This window comes from Blochmannia endosymbiont of Camponotus quercicola, assembly GCF_059935335.1.
The window spans coordinates 399,824-422,218 of sequence record NZ_CP011794.1; the positions used below are offsets into that span (position 1 = coordinate 399,824).

Sequence of the window (22,395 nt, forward strand, 5' to 3'; positions counted from 1 at the left end):
AATGGGGTTTAAATATGCAAATTAAATTTTCCATCTATCGGTATAATCCTGAAGTTAACAAGCGTTCTTATATGAAGAATTATACACTTAATGTATTACATACAAAAAATATGACATTACTCGATGCTTTAATTAAATTAAAAGAACAAGACCCAACCTTAGCATTTCGTCGCTCCTGCAGAGAAGGCGTATGTGGTTCCGATGGAATGAATATAAATGGTACAAATAGTCTAGCATGTATTACCTCAGTAACAGAATTATATGATGGAAATCATCAGAATGTAATCATAGTTCGTCCATTACCTGGATTTCCAATAATCCGAGATTTAGTGGTGGACATGAGTCAATTTTATCTGCAATATGAAAGGATAAAACCGTTTTTAATTAATGATCATTCTAATCAACAATCTCAGTTGTCTCACGAATACTTGCAATCTCCAGAAGAACGTTCTAAATTAGATGGATCTTATGAATGTATATTGTGCGCATGTTGCTCTAGTTCTTGCCCATCTTTTTGGTGGAATCCGGATAAATTCATTGGTCCTGCTGGATTATTGGTCTTATATCGTTTTTTAATGGATAGTCGTGATACTAATAGTAAAGAGCGATTAAATAATTTGAAAGATTCTTTCAGCATTTTTCGTTGTCATAATATTATGAATTGCGTTAATGTATGTCCTAAAAAGTTAAATCCATCCAAAGCTATAGGCCATATTAAGAGGATACTAGCAAAAAATGCAATAGGTATAGATAACATTTAAGACAAAAGTAATAATTGTAAAACATAATTGACAATGATATATGAATGATGGTCCGATGAAGTTGTAGTGTGTATCTATGTATGATTACAATAGCTGACAAAATCATACAATTAATTTATTTGCAATATACATGTTAATTTATTAAATCGGTTGATTAGGAATTGGATGTTTTAAAAAATTAAATATAATAGAATACAAGGATTTTACAATGTATAGTGATACACTGAAAAATTGGTTAGATTCTTCTTATTTGGTAAAAAATAATCAAACTTACATAGAACAAATCTATGAGGATTTTTTAAAAAATCCTCATTTTATAGATTCTAGTTGGATTCAGGCTTTTAAACAATTGTCTTTTGAAAAAAGTTATGAAAATCAATCTTTTGATAATTTAAAAAATAGCACTCAATCTCAATTAAAACACAGCATTGCATTGAATGAATCACACGTAAAAACTGACACTTGTAGTAATGTGACTTATATACAAATATTGCAATTAATAAATTCTTTCAGAATATATGGGCATCAATATGCTATGCTAGATCCTTTACAGTTATGGAGCAATGCATTTAAAAACTATCTATTAGACTTAGAGAGTTATAGTTTCACTCTACAAAATCTTCAAAAAAAATTCGATGTGGTTCATTTTGGAATAAATAAAGAATCAATGACTTTGCTGGAAATATATGAATTTCTTAAAAAAACTTATTGTGGACCCATAGGCATTGAATATATGCACATTCTTGATGTAAATGCAATGCTGTGGATTCAAAATAATTTTGAATCCACAGCAGGAATGTTCAATTTTAATGCTGAAGAGAAAAAACAATTTCTTCAAGAAATAGTAGCGGCAGAAGGAATAGAGCGTTATTTAGGCACAAAATTTCCAGGAGTTAAAAGATTTTCATTAGAAGGTGGCGATGTTTTAATTCCTATGCTAAAAGAAATTATACGTTACTCTGTGAGTTGTCATAATATTAAAGAAATATTTTTAGGCATGGCTCACCGTGGTCGTCTAAATGTTTTAATTAATATTTTAGGTAAAAATCCTCAAGATTTATTTAATGAATTTTCTGATAAGCGCCATACTACCTGTGGTAGCGGTGACGTAAAATATCACCAAGGATTTTATTCAGACATTACAGTTAATGGAGAGATCATACATTTATCTTTGTTATGCAATCCTTCTCATCTCGAAATTGTTAGTCCAGTAGTCATGGGATGTGCTCGAGCACGAATGGATCAATTGTTTAAGAAATTGATTCATCATGATGAAAAAGAATATAATATAGTACTTCCAATCATAATACACGGAGATGCAGCAATTAGCGCCCAAGGAATCGTTCAAGAAACTTTTAATATGTCCAAAACGCATGCTTATGATGTAGGGGGTACAGTACACATTATTATTAATAATCAAGTAGGATTTACAACATCAAATATTCATGATATGCGTTCTACACAATATTGTACGGATATTGCAAAAATGATACAAGCTCCTATATTTCATGTTAATGCAGATAATGTAGATGCAGTAGCTTATGTTACTCGAATCGCATTGAATTTTCGTAGAATGTTTAAACGTGACGTAATAATTGATTTGATATGTTATCGCAGACATGGACATAATGAAGCCGACGAACCAAGTGTTACTCAACCTCTGATGTATAAAAAAATTCGTAATCATCCAACATTACTTAATATTTATTCTAATATTTTAAGTAATAATGGAATAATAAATATAGATGAAAATTACAAAATGATTAATACATATCGTGAGAAATTAGATAAAGAATGTTGCATTCTACATAAATGGAAACCAGTTCATATTCGATCCCTCTTGCATGTATATACCAACAACTTCAATAAAAACGATCTATATTCTGATACAATGAGTATCCAATACTTAAAAAAATTAGCCTGTTGCATCAACGATATTCCATCGAGCATCGCCATGCATTCTAGAGTAAAAAAGATTTACCATGAAAGAATGGAGATGGCTCTAGGTAATAGATTGTTTGATTGGGGGGCTGCAGAGGTGTTAGCATACGCAACTTTGCTAGATCAAGGCATTTCTATCCGTTTATCTGGAGAAGATGCCGCTCGAGGAACGTTTTTCCATAGACATGCTGTGATATATGATCAAAACAATGGCACGACGTATACCCCTTTAATGCACCTTAATACAAAAGAAAATAAACAAGGATCTTTTTTTGTCTGGGATTCAGTGCTATCTGAAGAAGCAACTTTGGCGTTTGAATATGGTTATGCCACTTTAGCGAACAATATGTTAGTTATTTGGGAAGCACAATTTGGGGATTTTTCTAATGGAGCTCAAATCGTTATTGATCAATTTATTAGTTCTAGCGAACAAAAATGGGGTCAATTATGCGGTTTGGTAATGCTTTTACCTCATGGATATGAAGGACAAGGACCGGAACATTCTTCTTCTCGCATAGAACGATATTTACAATTATGTGCTGAACATAATATACGCGTCTGTATACCTTCTACTCCAGACCAAATATACCATATATTACGTCAACAAGCAACATGTAGTGCTGACCTTAAAAAACCATTAGTTGTGATATCACCAAAGTCTCTATTAAGGCATCCTATGGTAACTGCTTCATTAGACAGTTTGGTACATGGATCATTTAAAACTATTTTAAGAGAAATAGATGATAATATTGTTTCGAATCAAATCAATCGTGTGATAATATGTTCTGGGAAGGTATATTATGATTTGTTAAGTCAACGGCGCAAAAATAAACAATGTAACATAGCCATTATTCGTATTGAACAATTATATCCTTTTCCTTATACAAATATACAGGCTATTTTCTCTTCTTATTCCAATGTACAAGATTTTATTTGGTGCCAAGAAGAACCTAAAAATCAAGGAGCTTGGCATTATATACAAAATTGTCTTTATAACGTAATACCTTCAAATATTACATTAAATTACATAGGGCGTCCTGATTCTGCTGCGCCTGCAGTAGGATATTTTTCAGTTCATCAACAACAACAAAAAAAATTAATTGATGATGCATTAAATCTAAATTAATTTTTTTAAAAGGATATAAAATGAGTAGTATAGACATTTTGGTTCCGAATTTACCCGAATCGGTTGCAGACGCTACTGTTGCGGTTTGGCATAAAAAAGCAGGAGATAAAGTTAAACAAGATGATATTTTACTTGAAATTGAAACGGATAAAATTATGTTAGAAGTTCCTGCTCCCAACACAGGAATATTAGAATCAATTTTAGAACAAGAGGGATCAATAGTAGTATCTGGGCAAATTTTAGGTCGTTTAAATATTGATCATGTCGTTCCTAAAAAAGATATGCAAAAAGTGTTGCCAGATCAAAAATCTATTGTATCATCAGTATCTCCAAAACATATTATTACTCAAAACAATGAGCATCATAAGATTTTAACTCCGTCTATTCGCAAATTAATAGTAGAACATAATTTACAATCACAGAACATTCAAGGCAGTGGAATTAAAGGACGCTTAACTCGCCAAGATATAGAAGCACATATTCATTCAGAAAAAAAAATACACTGTACTGATCAAAAAAATTATGTAGATGATGCAAATCATTATCATATGAAAAACATAAAAAATGATCGTAAAGAAACACGCATTGTAATGAGTAGATTACGAAAAAAAATTGCGGAACGCTTGTTAGCTGTCACTAATACTACAGCTATGTTGACTACTTTTAATGAAGTAAACATGCAATCTATCATAGTATTACGGAAAAAATATGGAGAATTGTTTGAAAAACGTTATGGAGTTAAGTTAGGACTGATGTCTTTTTCTGTAAAAGCAGTCTTAGAGGGTTTGAAGCATTTTCCTGAAATCAATGCATCTATTGATGGAGAAGAAATAGTATATTATAATTATTTTGATGTAAGTATTGCAGTATCTACAGCACGTGGTTTAATTACACCAGTATTACGAGATATTGACACATTAAGTGTCTCTGATATAGAGAAAAATATAAGATCTTTAGCTGAAAAAGGGAAAGATGGCAAACTAACAATTGAGGAATTAAGTGGAGGCAATTTTACCATTACTAACGGGGGAGTTTTTGGATCATTACTGTCTACTCCTATTATTAATCCTCCGCAAAGCGCAATTCTTGGTATGCATGCAATAAAAGACCGACCTATAGCGCAAGATGGGCAGATAACAATATTACCTATGATGTATTTAGCGCTATCATATGATCATAGATTAATCGATGGAAAAGATGCGGTAAGTTTTTTGGTATATATTAAAGAGTTGTTAGAAGATCCAGTGCGCTTGTTTTTAGAAATTTAATGGTATGCGTGCACAATAAATATATTTTATATTCGTATATTTTTAATGAATTAATTTTATTATTAAATTTAATTACTATATTATCTTCAGCAATCACAATACGCATGGTCACATATTATGAATTTACATGAATATCAATCAAAAAAACTGATGGTAAAATATAATTTACCCATTTTAAAAAGCTTCTTATGTGCTACTTTAAATGATATAGAACATTATATTTCATCAAATAGCATAGGCAGTGGCCCATGGGTAATGAAATGTCAAGTACAAGCAGGAGGGCGTGGAAAAGCAGGAGGAGTATGTGTTGTCCACTCCACAACAGATATATTATCTTTTGCTAATAAGTGGCTTGGTAATAGATTGGTGACATATCAAACAACTGATGCTGGAGAATTAGTGAATTATATTCTAATAGAGCCAGCTGTCAATATTATTCAAGAATTTTATTTAAGTATATTAGTTGATAGAGATGAAGCTCAAATAATGTGCATATCTTCTACACAAGGTGGGACAGACATCGAAATTACGGGACAAACAACACCCAATCTTATTCATAAGAGTATTATAAATCCTATAACAGGAATATATCCTTATCAAGGACGGGTATTAGCATGTAAATTAGGTTTATCTGGCGTCAAAATCAATCAGTTCTCTAAAATTGTTGTAAATGCAACACATATGTTATTGGAAAGAGATCTAACGTTAATTGAAATTAATCCATTGGCTATTACTGATAATGATCACTTTTTTTGTTTAGATGCTAAAATTATTGTAGATCACAATGCTATATTTAGACAATCAGAGTTATTAAATATATGTACGGTAAACAACATCAATAATAATAATAATACTATATCTAATAGTCAATGGGATTCCATTAACTATGTTCCCTTAGAGGGAAACATTGGTTGTATGGTTAATGGGGCTGGGTTGGCAATGGCTACTATGGATTTAATTAAATCATTAGGCGGGGTTCCTGCTAATTTTTTAGATATTGGAGGGGGCGCTAGTAAAGAATGCATGATATCAGCTTTTGACATGATTTTAAAAGATACTAAAATAAAAGCGATACTTGTAAATATTTTTGGCGGAATTATATGTTGTGATTTAATTGCTGAATGTATCATCACTGCATTATCCGCATATAATACAGCACATATTCCTATCGTAGCTCGATTAGAAGGTAATAATTCTACATTAGGTTCTAATCGATTAATTGACAGTAAATTTAATATTATTGTTACTAATAATTTAATTTATGCAATTCAACAAATTGTAACCGCGGTGAAGTGAAAAAATGTCAATTTTGATTAATAAAGACACCAAAATAATTTGTCAAGGATTTACTGGTAAACACGCCAGTTTTCATTCGCAACAAGCATTAAACTATGGTACAAAAATTGTAGGTGGAGTTACCCCGGGAAAAGGAGGAAGCACCCATCTTGGATTGCCAGTATTTAATACTGTTGATGAAGCAATAAGTAATACTCATGCAACAACCTCTATTATTTATGTGCCCGCTCCTTTTTGTAAAGATGCTATTTTAGAGTCAATCCATGCGGGTATCAAGCTAATAGTTTGTATTACCGAAGGTATTCCAATGTTGGATATGTTGTTAATAAAACAACAATTAAAAAAACATGATACATATATGATTGGACCAAATTGTCCAGGAATTATTACTCCAGGTCAGTGTAAACTTGGAATCATGCCCAATGATATTCATAACCCAGGTGGCGTAGGCATTGTGTCCAGATCAGGTACTTTAACATATGAAGTAGTAAAACAAACCACTGATCTTGGATTAGGTCAATCCACATGTGTTGGAATTGGAGGCGATCCAATACTCGGTTTAGATTTCATTGATATATTATCATTATTTGAACAAGATCCTCAAACATTATTAATAGTAATGATTGGTGAAATAGGAGGTAGATCTGAAGAGAAAGCAGCAACACATATTAAAAAATATATTAGAAAACCAGTGGTTGCGTATATTGCTGGAGCTACTGCTCCTAAAGGAAAACGTATGGGCCATGCGGGTGCTATTATTTCTGGAATCGGTAGCACGGCTCGAGAAAAATGCGCTATTTTATCTAAGTCAGGAGTACATGTCGTAAATGACTTTATTAACATTGGTCAATATATCAAATCCATTGGTATGAAATAACAACAAACAATATATATTACAAAAATAACATATACATAAAATATTTTAAAAAAATATTAATATAAATTGATATATAATAGTGACAATAGATTAAGTATGATGATACCGGTTTTTTATTGTTTTCAACTTTAAGAATGTGATCATTTTTGTTCTTTATCCTATTTCGTTTTATGAGAAAACAAAATAGGTGCTTTTTTATTTTAATATGTTTTTAAAAAACTCTTTTATATTTGACAATTTGTTATTTATAGAAAAAATCACATTTTTTATAACTCTTACATATATCATCCGCAAAAAAAATGCATTATATACCTTTTATACAACATGTAATTAATAATTAGTATGAACATTTTTGATTTATTTTTAAAAACTAATATTTTGGTGCAAATTAGTGTATGCATATTAATTGGATTTTCTGTATTATCTTGGAGTATTATTTTTCATCGTGTCTTTGTGCTTAATTCAGCACAGCGTAAACTAAAAATATTTGAAGACGAATTTTGGTCTGGAACCGACTTGTCTAACTTATATCAAAAAACCTCAACTCGTCGCAATAAATTAAATGGAGCTGAACAAATTTTTTATGTAGGTTTTAGAGAATTTTCTAAGTTGTATCAAGTGAAACATTGTTCACCTGATACAATAATTGCCAGAACATTAGATAACATGCATACTGCAATCAATATAGAGTTAAAGTCATTAGAAGATTATATTGCATTAATAGGTACCATAGGATCTATCAGTCCGTATCTTGGTTTACTTGGAACCGTATTAGGAATTATACACGTTTTTCTCGAATTGGGTAAAACAACTGCTAACAATGTTGTTACTCAAACAATTCATATACAAATCATCGCTCCAGGTATCGCTGAATCATTAATTTCTACAGCAATTGGTTTATTAGTAGCTATTCCAGCAGTTATGGCATTTAATTATTTAACTACACAAATAAATAATATGGATCAAGATTATAATAATTTTACAGAAGAATTTATTACAATTTTATATCATCAGATTTTTTTTAATATTGATTCTATGTTAAACAAGGAAAATCAATATGAAGAGAAAGCGCATAAAACACTCGATTAAATCTGATATTAACATCATACCGTTTTTAGATATATTGTTAGTTCTTTTAATGATGTTTATGATAGTACCATCTAAAATAACACAAATTTTTGAAGTAAATCTTCCAAATAGTGAGGTAACAACAAATATTATTAATAATGAAAAACTTATAATTACTATTGAAATTTTAGGAATGGGATTTTATAATCTTACTATCGATAATACACATGTGAGGAAGATACGTGTAAATCGAATTTCATCAGAAATAAGCTATCAAATACGCATTACTCCTAATATAACATGTTTGATAGCTGCTTCTAAAACTGTAGCATATGATGAAATTGTCAAAGTGTTAAATTTATTAAATAGCATAGGCGTTCATTCAATTGGACTGATAACTAATCCTTCTATTTAAATTACGTAGTGAGACTCTTCTTATAAAACCAGATGATATTATTAAATTTATTTAATAGATATTATAAAAAATTTGGCTCTGCTGTGATGATATCTATCATTGGACATGTCATTATGTGTTTATTTTTAAATAAACACATAATGACAAAAAAACAACAGTGTACCACCAACATAGCCAATAATAAAAATCCAATCAATACCTTCATCTACCATTCCGATTCAAAAATAGAAAAAAATCAACATCAAGATCCATCAAATAGATTCAACATAACAGAAACACAGCGTCAATTAGGAGGATCAACAGCACCCAACACCCCTAATAAAAAAAATCAACATCAAGATCCATCAAATAGATTCAACATAACAGAAACACAGCGTCAATTGGGAGGATCAACAGCACCCAACACCCCTAATAAAAAAAATCAACATCAAGATCCATCAAATAGATTCAACATAACAGAAACACAGCGTCAATTGGGAGGATCAACAGCACCCAACACCCCTAATAAAAAAAATCAACATCAAGATCCATCAAATAGATTCAACATAACAGAAACACAGCGTCAATTGGGAGGATCAACAGCACCCAACACCCCTAATAAAAAAAATCAACATCAAGATCCATCAAATAGATTCAACATAACAGAAACACAGCGTCAATTGGGAGGATCAACAGCACCCAACACCCCTAATAAAAAAAATCAACATCAAGATCCATCAAATAGATTCAACATAACAGAAACACAGCGTCAATTGGGAGGATCAACAGCACCCAACACCCCTAATAAAAAAAATCAACATCAAGATCCATCAAATAGATTCAACATAACAGAAACACAGCGTCAATTGGGAGGATCAACAGCACCCAACACCCCTAATAAAAAAAATCAACATCAAGATCCATCAAATAGATTCAACATAACAGAAACACAGCGTCAATTGGGAGGATCAACAGCACCCAACACCCCTAATAAAAAAAATCAACATCAAGATCCATCAAATAGATTCAACATAACAGAAACACAGCGTCAATTGGGAGGATCAACAGCACCCAACACCCCTAATAAAAAAAATCAACATCAAGATCCATCAAATAGATTCAACATAACAGAAACACAGCGTCAATTGGGAGGATCAACAGCACCCAACACCCCTAATAAAAAAAATCAACATCAAGATCCATCAAATAGATTCAACATAACAGAAACACAGCGTCAATTGGGAGGATCAACAGCACCCAACACCCCTAATAAAAAAAATCAACATAAAAATGATGTTATAAAAAAAAATACATTAACGTATGATGAGTTAAATTATGTGTCTCATAATTCTAACGAATTGAATACTTTATTAAATACATTAACTAGTCAACAAAAATATATAAAAAATAACAAAGAATCAAAGTTAAATTTAACAACAAAAAAAAATGGCAATCACAATAATATCTCAAACGATGTGATTAAAAATAATGAAATCAATACATACAAACGCATGCTCAGTGAATCAATCCAACAAAAATTTTATAACGTTTCTCACTATGTTGGTCAACAATGTAGCCTACTCATCAAATTAGCACCTAATGGCACATTGCTGTCAGTAACTGCTATATCTGGAGATCCTGATCTATGTCAAGCAGCAATGATAGCAGTTAAATTAGCAAAAATTCCTACACCCCCAAATACAGATATTTATCAAATATTTAAAAATACAACATTAAATTTTTCCCCTCAATAAACAAAATATTTACACATTTATAAAATAATAATAATATATTAGTTATTAAATGATCTTTTTTAACTACAAAACTTTTTATGCCTCAATGATTAAAAAAATTAATAAATTATCAAATTGGTTTCAAAGAATATTTCTATTAATATTATTAATTTTATGTTTGGGTAAACCTTCATTGATTGCAGATATGCATGTTAAAATTACATGTGGAGTAAATACCGCGCATCCCATTGCTATAATACCTTTTATGTGTGTTAATAATCAATATAATAAATTAATACCAGTTGAAGATATAGCATCAATAATAGCTTCTGATTTACGCAATAGTAGTAAATTTAATACTGTGCCCGTGGAATATTTACCACATAAGCCTACTAAGGTATCTGATGTGATCCCAACTTTTTGGGAAAAATTAGGTATTAATATTATTGTATTAGGAACAATACATATAAATTATGATGAGAGTTATATTATTTCATATCATTTAATAGATACTTCTAGCAACCCTGCGTTGATAATTGCAGAAAATCAATATTCGGTAGAAAAAAGATGGTTACGTTATGTGGCGCATACTATAAGTAATGAAATTTTTGAAAAATTAACCGGTATAAAAGGTGTGTTTTGTACACGTATTGCTTATGTGTTGCGTATTAACAATGGCAAATATCCTTATGAACTATACATTTCTGATTACGATGGTCATAATCAAATCTCAGTTTGTCGATCAACAGAACCATTAATGTCTCCAGCCTGGTCTCCAGACGGAAAAAAAATTGCTTATGTTACTTTCGACTCTGGTCATGCAGAGCTGGTTATTCAAACATTAAGCACTGGGTTTGTTGACAATATTATTGACTTTCCAAATCATAACGGTGCTCCTGCTTTTTCTTTTGATTGCAAAAAATTAGCTTTTGCTTCATCTAAGACAGGTAGTTTAAATTTATACATTATAGACTTAGAGTCTGGAGAAATTAAACAGCTAACCAACAATAGAAACAATAATACTGAGCCTAGTTGGTTTCCGGATAATCAAAATATAGCTTATACTTCTGATCAAGGAGGTAGACCACAAATATATAAAATTAATATTAATACTGCTGATGTTCAAAGATTATCTTGGCTGCGCACTAGTAATCAAAAACCAAATGTTAGCTCAGACGGTACATTGATAATGATGGTGAACAGAAATCAAGGGAAACAAAATATTGCTAAATTGAATTTATTAACTGGGCAAGAAGAGATATTAACAGATACATTTTTGGCTGATACCCCCAGTATAGCGCCTAACAATACTATGGTGATATACAGCAATATTAAAGATGTAACCACAACAACATCTAATTTAGAGTTAATTTCTGTTGATGGACATTTTAAAGCTCATATACAAGGGTGTGTGGGAAATATGAGGTTTCCAACTTGGTCTCCATTACATTCAGAATAAAATGCATAATTATTTTTATTATAGTTAACAATTAAAAATAATGCATAATGGATATATAAATGCAACTAAATAATTTTTTTAAACAACTAGTATTTACAATAAGTATGAGTATAGTAATAACTGAATGTTCTTCACTGCCCAAAAACAATACCATTACTTATAGTTATAAAAACATCAAATCGGATAATTATAAACATACCAATACACAAAGTAACAGAGCACTTAATAAACAAATACAACCAAAAATCCAAGAATTAAAATCTGATAAAATTATTTATTTTTCTTTGGATCAATATGACATTCCTCCTAAATTTTTTTGTACATTAAATATGCATGCTAATTTTTTATGTAATAATCCGTTATATCGCATTAAGATTGAAGGTCATGCAGATGAACGTGGTACTCCGGAATACAATATTGCATTAGGTGAGCGTCGAGCTAACTCTGTAAAATCATACCTCCAAAGTAAAGGTGTACTATCTGAACAAATGTTGACTGTATCTTATGGTAAAGAAAAACCAGCTGTATTAGGACATAACGAAACAGCTTATGCTCAAAATAGACGCGTTGTGTTAATATATGGATAATAATATTCATATAATAAAATTTATATCATTTCTGTTTAAATTACATACGGTTATAATTATGATAACCGTATGTAGTAGTATTACACAACGCAATATTGTATGCGCCAAAAGCATACATTATAAGACAAATAACAATCAACACATGGAACAATTACATCAAATATACGATGCACACAGTCAATGTTTAATTCAAATACAACAACAATTAACTGAAAATCAACAAGATATTGATATATTACGTGGGCATATTCAAGATATACAACGACATATATCAGAAATTGTAAATAATCAAAAAGAATCATATCATCACATCACCAATATCCTAAATAAACATAACAATACGTACCATTCTGACAATATTGCTGATAAACTATCCATTAATTCGAACATTAAAAAAAATCAAGAAACTAATAATACTGGGATAATTGATGTAGACACTGCTTATAAAAAAGCAGTGTCATTGGTATTGGAAAAGAAACAGTATAATCAAGCAATAGAAGCTTTCCAAAGTTTTGTTAAAAATTATCCAGAATCAATTTATCAAGCTAATTCACATTATTGGTTAGGGCAACTTTATTATAATAAAGGTAACAAAAACGATGCTTCTTATCATTTTGCTCTAGTCGTGAAGAATTACCCTAAATCATTAAAAGCATCAGATGCATTATTAAAAATAGGAATCATTATGCAAGAAACAGAACAAAACGATAAAGCTAAAATAATATACAAACAAGTAGGTAAATTATATCCTAACAGTGATGCAGCAAAACAAGCACAAAAACGTTTGATACATTTATAATCATAATAAATTATTGCTTGAAATTAATTTTTTTTAATCTCTCATTATGTGATAGTTGACACGAAATATCATTTTGATAGCCAAAATAATAAAGAACGGTAGCCTTATATAATTAAAAAAAAATTATTAATTTCTACAGCAAAATTCTACTGTTTAGTCATTATCATCATCTATAATGACTATCACTTTATCTTTTCTTAACGAAATGTTTTTAATATTATTATTGATAATAAACATTAAAATATCTAGTAACAAAAACGTTTTGTTGAAAATAATTAATTATAATCTGAATATGATTTTATTCATGTAGAAATCATATCAGGAGATGTTACATTTAAATAATACATAACATATAATTACCAGTTTAATTGCAATAACTTGTTAAATCAAACATCATATTTAATATTTTTAAAAATAAAACTTAATTATTATCGTTAATGTTATGTTCAAAAAGATGATGTATGCTATTTTTAAATAGTTTTAAAATTATTTATTGTATAATAAAAACTATAATTAATTCCAACATTAATTAATTGCATATTTTTAATTAAAAATGAATATTATCTCATATAACTAATTATTTAAATTAATTATGAAATCAAAGATTTTATAAAATTAGTATTATTTGCATAATATTTAGATAATTTTATTCTAAAAAAAAAATACAATTAATTGCTGATTTTTGATGAATTATGGAAGTGTGTAGATTTGATAATATTGATCATAAGTAAGAATTTAATATTCACAATATAGCTATACAATGTAAGAGGTGAAGATGTATATATTTAAGCAAGTTGATTTTCTTTTGAACGTATCATTTAATGTTATATTGAGTTGTGTATAAATGGTTGATGTTAAAAAGACTTGTTTTTGATGTTCTATAGATAATATTTTTTATCGTGGAAATCAGTAAGTTCATAAAATTAATACAGCAAGAACACAGTGCTATGATAATATTGGTACCTTAACATAAGCTATGATTATATATATAATCATATATACGTATTTAGTATACGTATGTAATCATTGTTTTTTAAAATAAGTTATAGAGCATTTTATAATAAAGTAAATAAATAGTTTAATTAAATAAATAAAAATATATTTACTGAGCGATAGATAATTAATCTGTTATTTTTTTAGTAAAATAATGTTTTAAATTACAAATAAATAAAATATTATTAATGTGAAGATTATGTTGCGTATAATTAAAGAAAGTTCGTTTTAATTGTTTGGCAATTTAACTACAATTAGATTGACCACTTGATAGCAAACAATATTAAAATATCCTGAAAAGGAGATATAACATGGCTGTACAACAAAATAAATCTACTCGTTCTAAAAGAGGAATGCGTCGTTCTCATCATGCATTGCGCCCGGTTACTATATCAACAGATCGGATGTCTGGGGAAGTACACCGGCGTCATTGCATTACTTTTGATGGGTTTTATCGTGGACGAAAAATGATTGAGAAGTAATTTTTGAAAAACGATATACAATTACAAAATTTAGTTATCGCATTGGATGCAATGGGCGGTGATTTCGGTCCTGTTGTAACGGTACCCGCTTCCTTGCAAGCGTTGTCTTTATACCCAAGACTCGAATTGTTACTTGTTGGAAATCCTGATACAATTGTACCTATTTTAGCAGAATCAAGATCTGTATGTCTGGATAGGTTAACTGTTATTCCGGCAAAATCAGTAATAAGTGGAGATATTAGACCTGCTCAGGCTATTAGAGTGAGCAGAGATACTTCAATGCGTGTAGCTTTAGAACTTATCGAGTCAGGCCGTGCTCAAGCTTGTGTTAGCGCAGGAAATACAGGCGCCCTCATGGGTTTATCTAAATTAGTGCTTAAATCTGTAAATGGTATTGAACGCCCGGCTTTAACAACACTGCTCCCACATCAAAAACAAGGAAAAACTGTTATTTTAGATTTAGGTGCTAATATTTCATGTAATGGCGCAATGTTAGTACAGTTTGCAATTATGGGTTCAGTATTATCAGAACAAATTTTAGGTATAAGTAATCCAAGAGTAGCGTTATTAAATATTGGATCAGAAGAAACTAAAGGTTTAGATAATATTCGCTATGCTTCAAAGATATTGCATACTATCTCATCAATTCATTATGTTGGCTATATTGAGGCAAATGATTTATTAATGGGAAAAACGGATGTTTTAGTTTGCGATGGATTTATTGGTAATATTACTTTAAAGACTATGGAAGGAGTTATAAGAGTCATTTTAGCAACATTGCAATCATCAGGAAAAAAAAATAACCTGAACTGGTTTATGAAAGGTATTAAATTTTGTATGAGTAAATATTTATTTAATCAATTCAGTCAATTCAACCCCGATTGGTATAACGGTGCTCATTTAGTAGGCTTACGAAGTACAGTGATCAAAAGTCATGGCGCAGCTAATCAACGTGCATTTATTGCTGCTATTACACAAGCGATGAATGCTGTAGAACGAAAAGTTCCAGAAAAAATTTCTAATCAATTAAGCGCAGTATTATCTAAAAATAATCATTAAATATACATGTTTACTAGAATTCTTGGAACAGGGAGTTATTTGCCTCAACACATTAGATCTAATATTGTTTTAGAAAAAATGGTAGATACATCGCATGCATGGATTGTAGCTCGTACTGGTATTCAAGAACGTCGTATTTCTAGTTCTGATGAAACTGTCGCTAAAATGGGTTATTTTGCCGCCAAACGAGCTTTAGATATGTCTTGTGTACATGCTGACAAAATAGGTATTATTATTGTTGCAACTACATCTTCCAGTCATGCATTTCCTAGTTCAGCATGTCAAATTCAACGTGATTTGTGTATAAGAGATACTATTGCCTTCGACTTATCAGCAGCTTGTTCTGGATTTGTTTATGCATTAGGTGTAGCAGATCAATATGTTAAAAATGGCAGTGTAGAGTATGCTTTAGTTGTAGGATCGGATACTTTAAGTCATACTCTGGATCCTAGGGATCGTGGTACATTGATTTTGTTTGGCGATGGAGCAGGTGCAGTCATACTTGGCCGCTCTAAAACTCCAGGTATTATTTCTATCCACTTACATGCAGATGGACATCATGGACATTTATTAACTCTCCCTAATTGTAATAGGAAGTATCCTACCGTATCTAATTATTTAACTATGTCTGGCAACAAAGTGTTTAAAATAGCTGTTTCTGTTTTGGCACGTGTTATCGATGAAACTCTTAATATTAATAATTTACGTCAAGATGAATTAGATTGGTTAGTACCTCATCAAGCAAATTTACGAATTATTTCCGCTACTGCTAAACGATTAGATATGGATATGAGAAAGGTAGTGGTTACACTTGATAGACATGGGAATACATCCGCAGCTTCTGTTCCTTTAGCATTAGATGAAGCCGTACGCGATGGTCGTATTAAATCGGGTCAATTAGTATTATTAGAAGCGTTTGGAGCTGGATTTACTTGGGGTTCAGCGTTATTAAGATTTTAGAAAAAATTACAAGAGGAATATTAGTTCATATGAATACATTGGCTGTAATCTTTCCAGGGCAAGCGGCTCAACGAGTAGGAATGCTAAAAATTCTTGCAGCACATTATCCATTAGTAGAGGAGACTTTTGCTGAAGTATCAGAGGTTGTGGGTTATGATATATGGAAAATGGTACAGTATGGCCCTGTTACAGAATTAAATAAAACTTACCGAGCACAGCCAGCTATTTTGACAGCTTCAGTAGCTGTTTGGAGAATATGGAAGCAGCAAGGAGGTTGTATACCAAAGATAATGGCAGGACATAGTTTAGGCGAGTATTCCGCTTTAGTATGCGCGGGAAGCATAGATTTATCTTCTGCAGCTAGATTAGTGATGATACGTGGCATGTTGATGCAAGAAGTAGTACCGTATGGCCATGGAGCTATGTCTGTAATTATTGGGCTAAATGATGATGTTGTTTTTAAATTATGTAAAGCAGCACAACAAGATCAAATTGTTTCTCCCGCTGGGTTTAATGCGCCTGGACATATAGTTATTGCCGGACATAAAGAAGCAGTAAATCGTGTTAACTTGTGCTGTAAAAATGTAGGGGCGAAACATATATTTATGCTGCCAATTAGCGTTCCATCACATTGCGCATTAATGAAACCAATAGTTGAAAAATTCAGAAAAGAATTAGAAAAAGTGCTTATTACTACGCCTACTATACCAGTAGTAAATAATACTGATGTGTATGTCGAGCGGGAACCAAACGATATTCGTAATGCGTTAATACGACAACTGTATACTCCAGTGCGTTGGCATGAAATCGTGCAATATTGCATTCATCAGCAAAAAATTGAGAGATTTTTAGAAATGGGTCCTGGAACAATATTAACTAAGTTGATACACAGTACTGTAAACAATGTATTCAGTTTATCAGTAAATGATCCTGTTTCTTTGTCAAAAGCAATTAAAATTAATTAGAATTAGAGTATATTTGCATAGGAGTATATAGGATGAATTTTAATAAAAAAATTGTCTTAGTTACTGGTGCCCGTCGCGGCATCGGCCGTGCTGTTATAGAAATGTTCGCAATGTATGGAGCGACTGTAATTGGCACTGCAACCAGTGAAGTAGGTGTTAAAGATATTAATATGTATTTAGGAAATCAAGGAAAAGGAATGCAACTAAATGTTACTGACAAATATTCTATTGATATTTTTTTTAAAAATATGCACCAAGAATTTGGTAGTGTTGATATATTGGTAAATAATGCTGGTATTGTTCAAGATAATATTTTGTTATATATGAAAGATGATGAATGGCAATCTGTTATCGATGTAAATTTGACTGCTGTATATCGTATGTCTAAAGCAGTAATGAAATCGATGATAAGAAAACATTATGGTAGAATTATTAATATTGGTTCTGTGGTTGGCATTACGGGTAATGTTGGACAATCAAATTATTCCGCTGCTAAATCAGGATTGATTGGGTTTACGAAATCTTTAGCTCGTGAAGTTGCTTCTAGAGGTATTACGGTTAATTTAGTAACACCAGGATTTATTTGCACAGATATGGTTAAAAAATTAACTGATAAGCAAAAAAGTGATATTTTATCGCAAATACCAGTCAATCGTTTTGGAGACCCCAAGGATGTGGCTTATTCAGTAATTTTTTTTGCATCTGATCATTCAAAATATATTACTGGACAAACGATGCATATTAATGGAGGAATGTATATGGGATAATTTATTTTATTTAGTATATATATTAAATATTTAATACAATTAAAATATAATTTTTTTCATAGCTAGTAGTGTGGTATATTTTTAATTTTTGAAAACTATCGTATAAGCTCATTTTGATAGGAAAATAAGAATATGAGTACTATAGAAGAAAAAGTGAAAACAATTATTGCTGAACAATTAGGAGTTAAAAAAGAAGAAGTTGTGAATCATGCTTCATTTGTTGACGATCTTGGAGCTGATTCCCTTGATACTGTTGAGTTAGTTATGGCATTAGAGGAAGAGTTTGACACTGAAATTCCAGATGAAGAAGCTGAAAAAATTACAACTGTTCAAGCAGCAATAGACTTTATTAGCAATAGTCGTAAACAAGATAAGAATGATGAATTATAAACTGATGCCTTGGCTGATCTTAAGATAAGATATAAATAATTTTTTAGTAAATCATATTTATAACTATATATATTATGTATATCAAATTTAATTCGTGATAATGCTGTTGTATATGTGATTGATGGTGAACGTTATTGAGCATTTAACCTTATTTAATCAAAATTCATCAATTACGTTATATTATACGCTAATTATTTTTTTTGTGTATGTGTTATTGATAATATAATGACTCATTGTTGTTATAAATAAGGCGAGTCATAATATAATTAATAATATATGTAAATTAAAAGATAACAATTACAAGACTGATTTTATAGAAAGTATTGTTAATATTGATGTAATCGTTTTATTTATGTATCATTGGAGACGTCATGAGAATCAAATAATTATCATATAAGACTTAGAATCTATATATATGTAAATATATACAATTAAAAGATATTAATTGACTATATATATATATATCAAATTATTACATGTGGTAGTAGATCGTTGTGTTCATGACAACACAATGATGTATAGTGTGTATAAATTTTTAAATATTATAATTACATTATAATCATGTGATAGTATTAAATACTGATCAATTGAGACAAAAATGTATTGGGTTAATGGAATTTCAAAGAAAACAATATCATTAAATAATCGTGCCTTACATTTTGGAGATGGATTTTTTACAACCGCTAAATTAAGAGATAGGAAAATAGATTTTTTAGATTGGCATATGGATAGATTAGTTATATCAGCAAAAAGGTTGATGTTTAATAATTTTGATTTTAATCTTTTGCGTGAAGAGATGCAAAATGCAGCTGCGTATAGTGATATGTTTAATGTCATTAAAGTAATAATAAGTAGAAATAATAATTATAGGTCATATGGCTATCAATGTAGCAATGATATTGAACCGTTGCGTATAATTCATGTTAGTCAATTACCAAAATGTTATACGCGCTGGATTAGTTCTGGAATTTGTTTAAAAACAAGTGTTGTGCGATTATCGCGCAACACTTGTTTAGCCGGAATAAAACATCTTAATAGATTGGAACAAGTGATGATTGCCACTTGGCTAAGTAAAAACAAGACCACTGATGAAGCATTAGTTTTGGATACCGATGGAAATATTGTGGAATGTTGTAGTGCCAATATTTTTTGGCGATATAAATACCAAGTGTTTACCCCGTCTTTATGTCATGCTGGTGTTAATGGGACTGTACGTCAATTGGTATTAAAATTACTGCCGGAATTAGGGTATTGTATACGGGAAGTGACAGTTGGACCTGAGCATTTAAAAAATGCAAATGAAGTTTTTATTACAAATTCTTTGTTACCGTTAGCATCAGTTAATTCGATTGACGATTATTGTTATTCAGATAGGACGCTATTTCATTTACTACGTTTACATATTATAAGTGGTAAAATTTAATAATATTTATAATGTTGCATAAAAATAATGTGCGCAAATATTTATAATTTCTATTTATCATAAATATGTCACATACAAACTTATTAAAAAAGCGATTATTTAGCTCTTTCGATCATAATCGTTATGAAATAGTATTACTCTTACAGAGTTTAAATGCTATTTCATTCTAATATCATATAAATCATTATTGTTATTTTTTAGGATTAATAGGTTCTATTATTTTGAATGAATGCGTATATATTTGAGAAGATATAATTAGAACATATTCAAGAATAATGATATTTTAATTATCATTTGTTACATACATATATAAAATCTCATGGATTGTAGTAAATAATTATAATAATAAATGAATGATGTCAATAACCTTGCATAAGGTATACTATGGACAATAGGTTTATTACAATTGAAGGGCTAGATGGCGCTGGAAAAACTACTGTTACTTACAGAATAAGTAAATACTTAAATCAGTATGGTGTTACCAATATATTAACTGTACATGAACCCGGGGGAACACCTATTTCGGATTTATTGCGCATATTAATTAAATATGGCGGACCTACAGATGAACCTATTAATAATATATCGGAGTTATTAATGATATATACTGCACGATTACAATTAGTAGACAATGTTATTAAACCAGCTTTATCTCAAGGATATTGGGTAATTGGAGATAGATACGATTTGTCTTCTCAGGCGTATCAAGGGGGAGGAAGAGGAATTGATGCATTATTGTTACGTATTTTGTCAGATAAGATTACAAATAGCTTATCTCCAGATTTGACATTTTATCTTGATATTTCTCCAGAATTAAGTGTGTCTCGTATAAATAACAGAAAAAAAATAGATCGTATTGAACAAGAACCTCTGAGTTTTTTTGATCGAGTGCGTTCTTGTTACAAGAAGTTAGCTTCTGAAAAAAAAAATATTATCACAATTGATGCTGCCCAAAATTTAGAAGAAGTTTCTAATTCTATCTATAAACATTTAGATCGGTGGTTCTTACGTTCGTAGGAACAAATTATATGAGATGGTATCCTTGGTTAAATGTTACTTATAATCAAATATTAAATTCTTATCGTAAAAACAAAGGACATCATGCATTACTTTTAAATAGCAAACGGGATAATGGCGAAGATGTTTTAATTGATGCTATTGTGCGTTGGTTGACTTGCTCTCATCCTGATGAAACTCGATACTGCAATGTTTGTCATGATTGTAAGTTAATGAATGCAGGCCATCATCCTGATTATTATAAAATAAGTTCTGAGAATAATACTCAAACTGTAGGTGTAGATACCATACGTGTTTGCATTAATGCTATATATAAGCATTCCTATCAAAGTAAAGCAAAAATTATATTTATAAAATATGTAGAATATTTAACTAACCAGGCTGCAAACGCATTATTAAAAACACTTGATGAACCTCCAATAAATACTTATTTTTTTTTTAAAACTCGTGATCATACAAGAATACCACTAACATTGTTGAGTCGATGTATGCGATGGCCTGTTATATCACCAGAGGAATCACTTGGGTTACAGTGGTTAATGCAGCAACAAGGGGAGGTAAATGATATTTTATTGGCGCAATGCGCATTACGTTTATGTGACGGAGCTCCCATAGAAGCAGAGGCTATGTTTAAATTGGGTTTATGGAAACAACGATTAGAGTTATGTAAATTTATAAATTATGCAATCAAAAATGGAGATTTTTTAAAAATTTTACCATTTTTTTTAAATACTTGTCAGAACAATACATCTTTATATTGGTTTATTACCATACTTGTAGATGCATTAAAATGGAAGCAAGGAGTAAAAAAAAGATTTATAATAAATTTAGATCAAGTAGAATTGATTAATGTCATTGCAACCCATTGGAGTATTCTATCTTTAAGTCGTCAGTTACAACAATGGTTAGTGTTGTTACGTTATCTTCAGGAATTTACTAATGTTGATCGCGAATTATTATTAACTTATCGATTGTTAAATTGGCAACAAGATATTGTTGAATCTTGTTTTCATTCATGGAGTATATAACA

20 protein-coding genes are annotated in these 22,395 nt (G+C 30.5%); all 20 read left to right on the forward strand.

Annotated features, from left to right (window positions below):
• The first annotated feature begins 14 nt into the window (after window positions 1–14).
• The 20 genes from CBquer539_RS01700 to CBquer539_RS01795 all read left to right on the forward strand — a co-directional run bounded on the left by CBquer539_RS01700 (window position 15) and on the right by CBquer539_RS01795 (window position 22,393).
• Window positions 15–761 (forward strand): succinate dehydrogenase iron-sulfur subunit, encoded by a 747-nt coding sequence (locus tag CBquer539_RS01700; RefSeq protein WP_500836165.1) that lies wholly within the window; start codon window positions 15–17, stop codon window positions 759–761.
• Between the two features lie 208 nt (window positions 762–969).
• Entirely contained in the window at window positions 970–3,828 is a 2,859-nt protein-coding gene (locus CBquer539_RS01705; protein WP_500836166.1) for a 2-oxoglutarate dehydrogenase E1 component, read from the forward strand.
• Between the two features lie 20 nt (window positions 3,829–3,848).
• On the forward strand, window positions 3,849–5,096 hold the full coding sequence (gene odhB, locus CBquer539_RS01710; protein WP_500836167.1) for a 2-oxoglutarate dehydrogenase complex dihydrolipoyllysine-residue succinyltransferase: 1,248 nt from the start codon (window positions 3,849–3,851) through the stop codon (window positions 5,094–5,096).
• Window positions 5,097–5,213: 117 nt separating this feature from the next.
• Complete coding sequence (sucC, locus tag CBquer539_RS01715; RefSeq protein ID WP_500836168.1) at window positions 5,214–6,392, forward strand: ADP-forming succinate--CoA ligase subunit beta; 1,179 nt, start codon at window positions 5,214–5,216, stop codon at window positions 6,390–6,392.
• A gap of 4 nt (window positions 6,393–6,396) precedes the next feature.
• Window positions 6,397–7,269 carry a succinate--CoA ligase subunit alpha gene (sucD, locus tag CBquer539_RS01720; RefSeq protein WP_500836169.1) on the forward strand — a complete coding sequence of 291 codons (873 nt, stop codon included), beginning with the start codon at window positions 6,397–6,399 and terminating at the stop codon, window positions 7,267–7,269.
• Between the two features lie 342 nt (window positions 7,270–7,611).
• Window positions 7,612–8,358: a protein TolQ gene (gene tolQ, locus CBquer539_RS01725; protein ID WP_500836170.1), complete on the forward strand. Its 747-nt coding sequence runs from the start codon at window positions 7,612–7,614 to the stop codon at window positions 8,356–8,358.
• Window positions 8,327–8,752, forward strand: a complete 426-nt coding sequence (locus tag CBquer539_RS01730; protein WP_500836171.1) for a biopolymer transporter ExbD — start codon at window positions 8,327–8,329, stop codon at window positions 8,750–8,752. Before tolQ ends, CBquer539_RS01730 begins: the two co-directional genes overlap by 32 nt.
• 140 nt (window positions 8,753–8,892) lie before the next feature.
• Window positions 8,893–10,485, forward strand: a complete 1,593-nt coding sequence (tolA, locus tag CBquer539_RS01735) for a cell envelope integrity protein TolA (RefSeq protein ID WP_500836172.1) — start codon at window positions 8,893–8,895, stop codon at window positions 10,483–10,485.
• An 85-nt stretch (window positions 10,486–10,570) separates the two neighbouring features.
• Entirely contained in the window at window positions 10,571–11,923 is a 1,353-nt protein-coding gene (tolB, locus tag CBquer539_RS01740) for a Tol-Pal system beta propeller repeat protein TolB (RefSeq protein WP_500836173.1), read from the forward strand.
• Window positions 11,924–11,982: 59 nt separating this feature from the next.
• On the forward strand, window positions 11,983–12,510 hold the full coding sequence (gene pal, locus CBquer539_RS01745; RefSeq protein ID WP_500836174.1) for a peptidoglycan-associated lipoprotein Pal: 528 nt from the start codon (window positions 11,983–11,985) through the stop codon (window positions 12,508–12,510).
• Window positions 12,511–12,568: 58 nt separating this feature from the next.
• The gene (gene ybgF / locus CBquer539_RS01750; protein ID WP_500836175.1) at window positions 12,569–13,309 is read left to right on the forward strand and encodes a tol-pal system protein YbgF; all 741 of its coding nucleotides are present in this window, start codon (window positions 12,569–12,571) and stop codon (window positions 13,307–13,309) included.
• 1,304 nt (window positions 13,310–14,613) lie between these two features.
• Window positions 14,614–14,784 carry a 50S ribosomal protein L32 gene (gene rpmF / locus CBquer539_RS01755; protein ID WP_500836176.1) on the forward strand — a complete coding sequence of 57 codons (171 nt, stop codon included), beginning with the start codon at window positions 14,614–14,616 and terminating at the stop codon, window positions 14,782–14,784.
• A gap of 3 nt (window positions 14,785–14,787) precedes the next feature.
• Window positions 14,788–15,843 carry a phosphate acyltransferase PlsX gene (gene plsX, locus CBquer539_RS01760; protein WP_500836177.1) on the forward strand — a complete coding sequence of 352 codons (1,056 nt, stop codon included), beginning with the start codon at window positions 14,788–14,790 and terminating at the stop codon, window positions 15,841–15,843.
• Window positions 15,844–15,849: 6 nt separating this feature from the next.
• Window positions 15,850–16,803, forward strand: coding sequence for a beta-ketoacyl-ACP synthase III (locus tag CBquer539_RS01765; RefSeq protein ID WP_500836178.1), 954 nt, complete (start codon window positions 15,850–15,852; stop codon window positions 16,801–16,803).
• Window positions 16,804–16,832: 29 nt separating this feature from the next.
• A complete protein-coding gene (gene fabD, locus CBquer539_RS01770; protein ID WP_500836179.1) occupies window positions 16,833–17,768 on the forward strand; it encodes an ACP S-malonyltransferase in 936 nt (311 codons plus the stop codon).
• A gap of 32 nt (window positions 17,769–17,800) precedes the next feature.
• On the forward strand, window positions 17,801–18,535 hold the full coding sequence (fabG, locus tag CBquer539_RS01775) for a 3-oxoacyl-ACP reductase FabG (RefSeq protein WP_500836180.1): 735 nt from the start codon (window positions 17,801–17,803) through the stop codon (window positions 18,533–18,535).
• A 132-nt stretch (window positions 18,536–18,667) separates the two neighbouring features.
• Entirely contained in the window at window positions 18,668–18,925 is a 258-nt protein-coding gene (gene acpP / locus CBquer539_RS01780; protein ID WP_500836181.1) for an acyl carrier protein, read from the forward strand.
• Window positions 18,926–19,523: 598 nt separating this feature from the next.
• Complete coding sequence (gene pabC / locus CBquer539_RS01785; protein WP_500836182.1) at window positions 19,524–20,348, forward strand: aminodeoxychorismate lyase; 825 nt, start codon at window positions 19,524–19,526, stop codon at window positions 20,346–20,348.
• Between the two features lie 384 nt (window positions 20,349–20,732).
• On the forward strand, window positions 20,733–21,365 hold the full coding sequence (gene tmk, locus CBquer539_RS01790; RefSeq protein WP_500836183.1) for a dTMP kinase: 633 nt from the start codon (window positions 20,733–20,735) through the stop codon (window positions 21,363–21,365).
• Between the two features lie 11 nt (window positions 21,366–21,376).
• Entirely contained in the window at window positions 21,377–22,393 is a 1,017-nt protein-coding gene (locus tag CBquer539_RS01795) for a DNA polymerase III delta subunit-related protein (protein ID WP_500836184.1), read from the forward strand.
• Window positions 22,394–22,395: the final 2 nt, after the last annotated feature.

Excerpts from the sequence above, each read along its gene's own strand:
- CBquer539_RS01700 (WP_500836165.1), top strand. The coding sequence starts at position 15 with ATGCAAATTAAATTTTCCATCTATCGGTATAATCCTGAAGTTAACAAG.
- CBquer539_RS01705 (WP_500836166.1), top strand. The coding sequence starts at position 970 with ATGTATAGTGATACACTGAAAAATTGGTTAGATTCTTCTTATTTGGTA.
- odhB (WP_500836167.1), top strand. The coding sequence starts at position 3,849 with ATGAGTAGTATAGACATTTTGGTTCCGAATTTACCCGAATCGGTTGCA.
- sucC (WP_500836168.1), top strand. The coding sequence starts at position 5,214 with ATGAATTTACATGAATATCAATCAAAAAAACTGATGGTAAAATATAAT.
- sucD (WP_500836169.1), top strand. The coding sequence starts at position 6,397 with ATGTCAATTTTGATTAATAAAGACACCAAAATAATTTGTCAAGGATTT.
- tolQ (WP_500836170.1), top strand. The coding sequence starts at position 7,612 with ATGAACATTTTTGATTTATTTTTAAAAACTAATATTTTGGTGCAAATT.
- CBquer539_RS01730 (WP_500836171.1), top strand. The coding sequence starts at position 8,327 with ATGAAGAGAAAGCGCATAAAACACTCGATTAAATCTGATATTAACATC.
- tolA (WP_500836172.1), top strand. The coding sequence starts at position 8,893 with ATGACAAAAAAACAACAGTGTACCACCAACATAGCCAATAATAAAAAT.
- tolB (WP_500836173.1), top strand. The coding sequence starts at position 10,571 with ATGATTAAAAAAATTAATAAATTATCAAATTGGTTTCAAAGAATATTT.
- pal (WP_500836174.1), top strand. The coding sequence starts at position 11,983 with ATGCAACTAAATAATTTTTTTAAACAACTAGTATTTACAATAAGTATG.
- ybgF (WP_500836175.1), top strand. The coding sequence starts at position 12,569 with ATGATAACCGTATGTAGTAGTATTACACAACGCAATATTGTATGCGCC.
- rpmF (WP_500836176.1), top strand. The coding sequence starts at position 14,614 with ATGGCTGTACAACAAAATAAATCTACTCGTTCTAAAAGAGGAATGCGT.
- CBquer539_RS01765 (WP_500836178.1), top strand. The coding sequence starts at position 15,850 with ATGTTTACTAGAATTCTTGGAACAGGGAGTTATTTGCCTCAACACATT.
- fabD (WP_500836179.1), top strand. The coding sequence starts at position 16,833 with ATGAATACATTGGCTGTAATCTTTCCAGGGCAAGCGGCTCAACGAGTA.
- fabG (WP_500836180.1), top strand. The coding sequence starts at position 17,801 with ATGAATTTTAATAAAAAAATTGTCTTAGTTACTGGTGCCCGTCGCGGC.
- acpP (WP_500836181.1), top strand. The coding sequence starts at position 18,668 with ATGAGTACTATAGAAGAAAAAGTGAAAACAATTATTGCTGAACAATTA.
- pabC (WP_500836182.1), top strand. The coding sequence starts at position 19,524 with ATGTATTGGGTTAATGGAATTTCAAAGAAAACAATATCATTAAATAAT.
- tmk (WP_500836183.1), top strand. The coding sequence starts at position 20,733 with ATGGACAATAGGTTTATTACAATTGAAGGGCTAGATGGCGCTGGAAAA.
- CBquer539_RS01795 (WP_500836184.1), top strand. The coding sequence starts at position 21,377 with ATGAGATGGTATCCTTGGTTAAATGTTACTTATAATCAAATATTAAAT.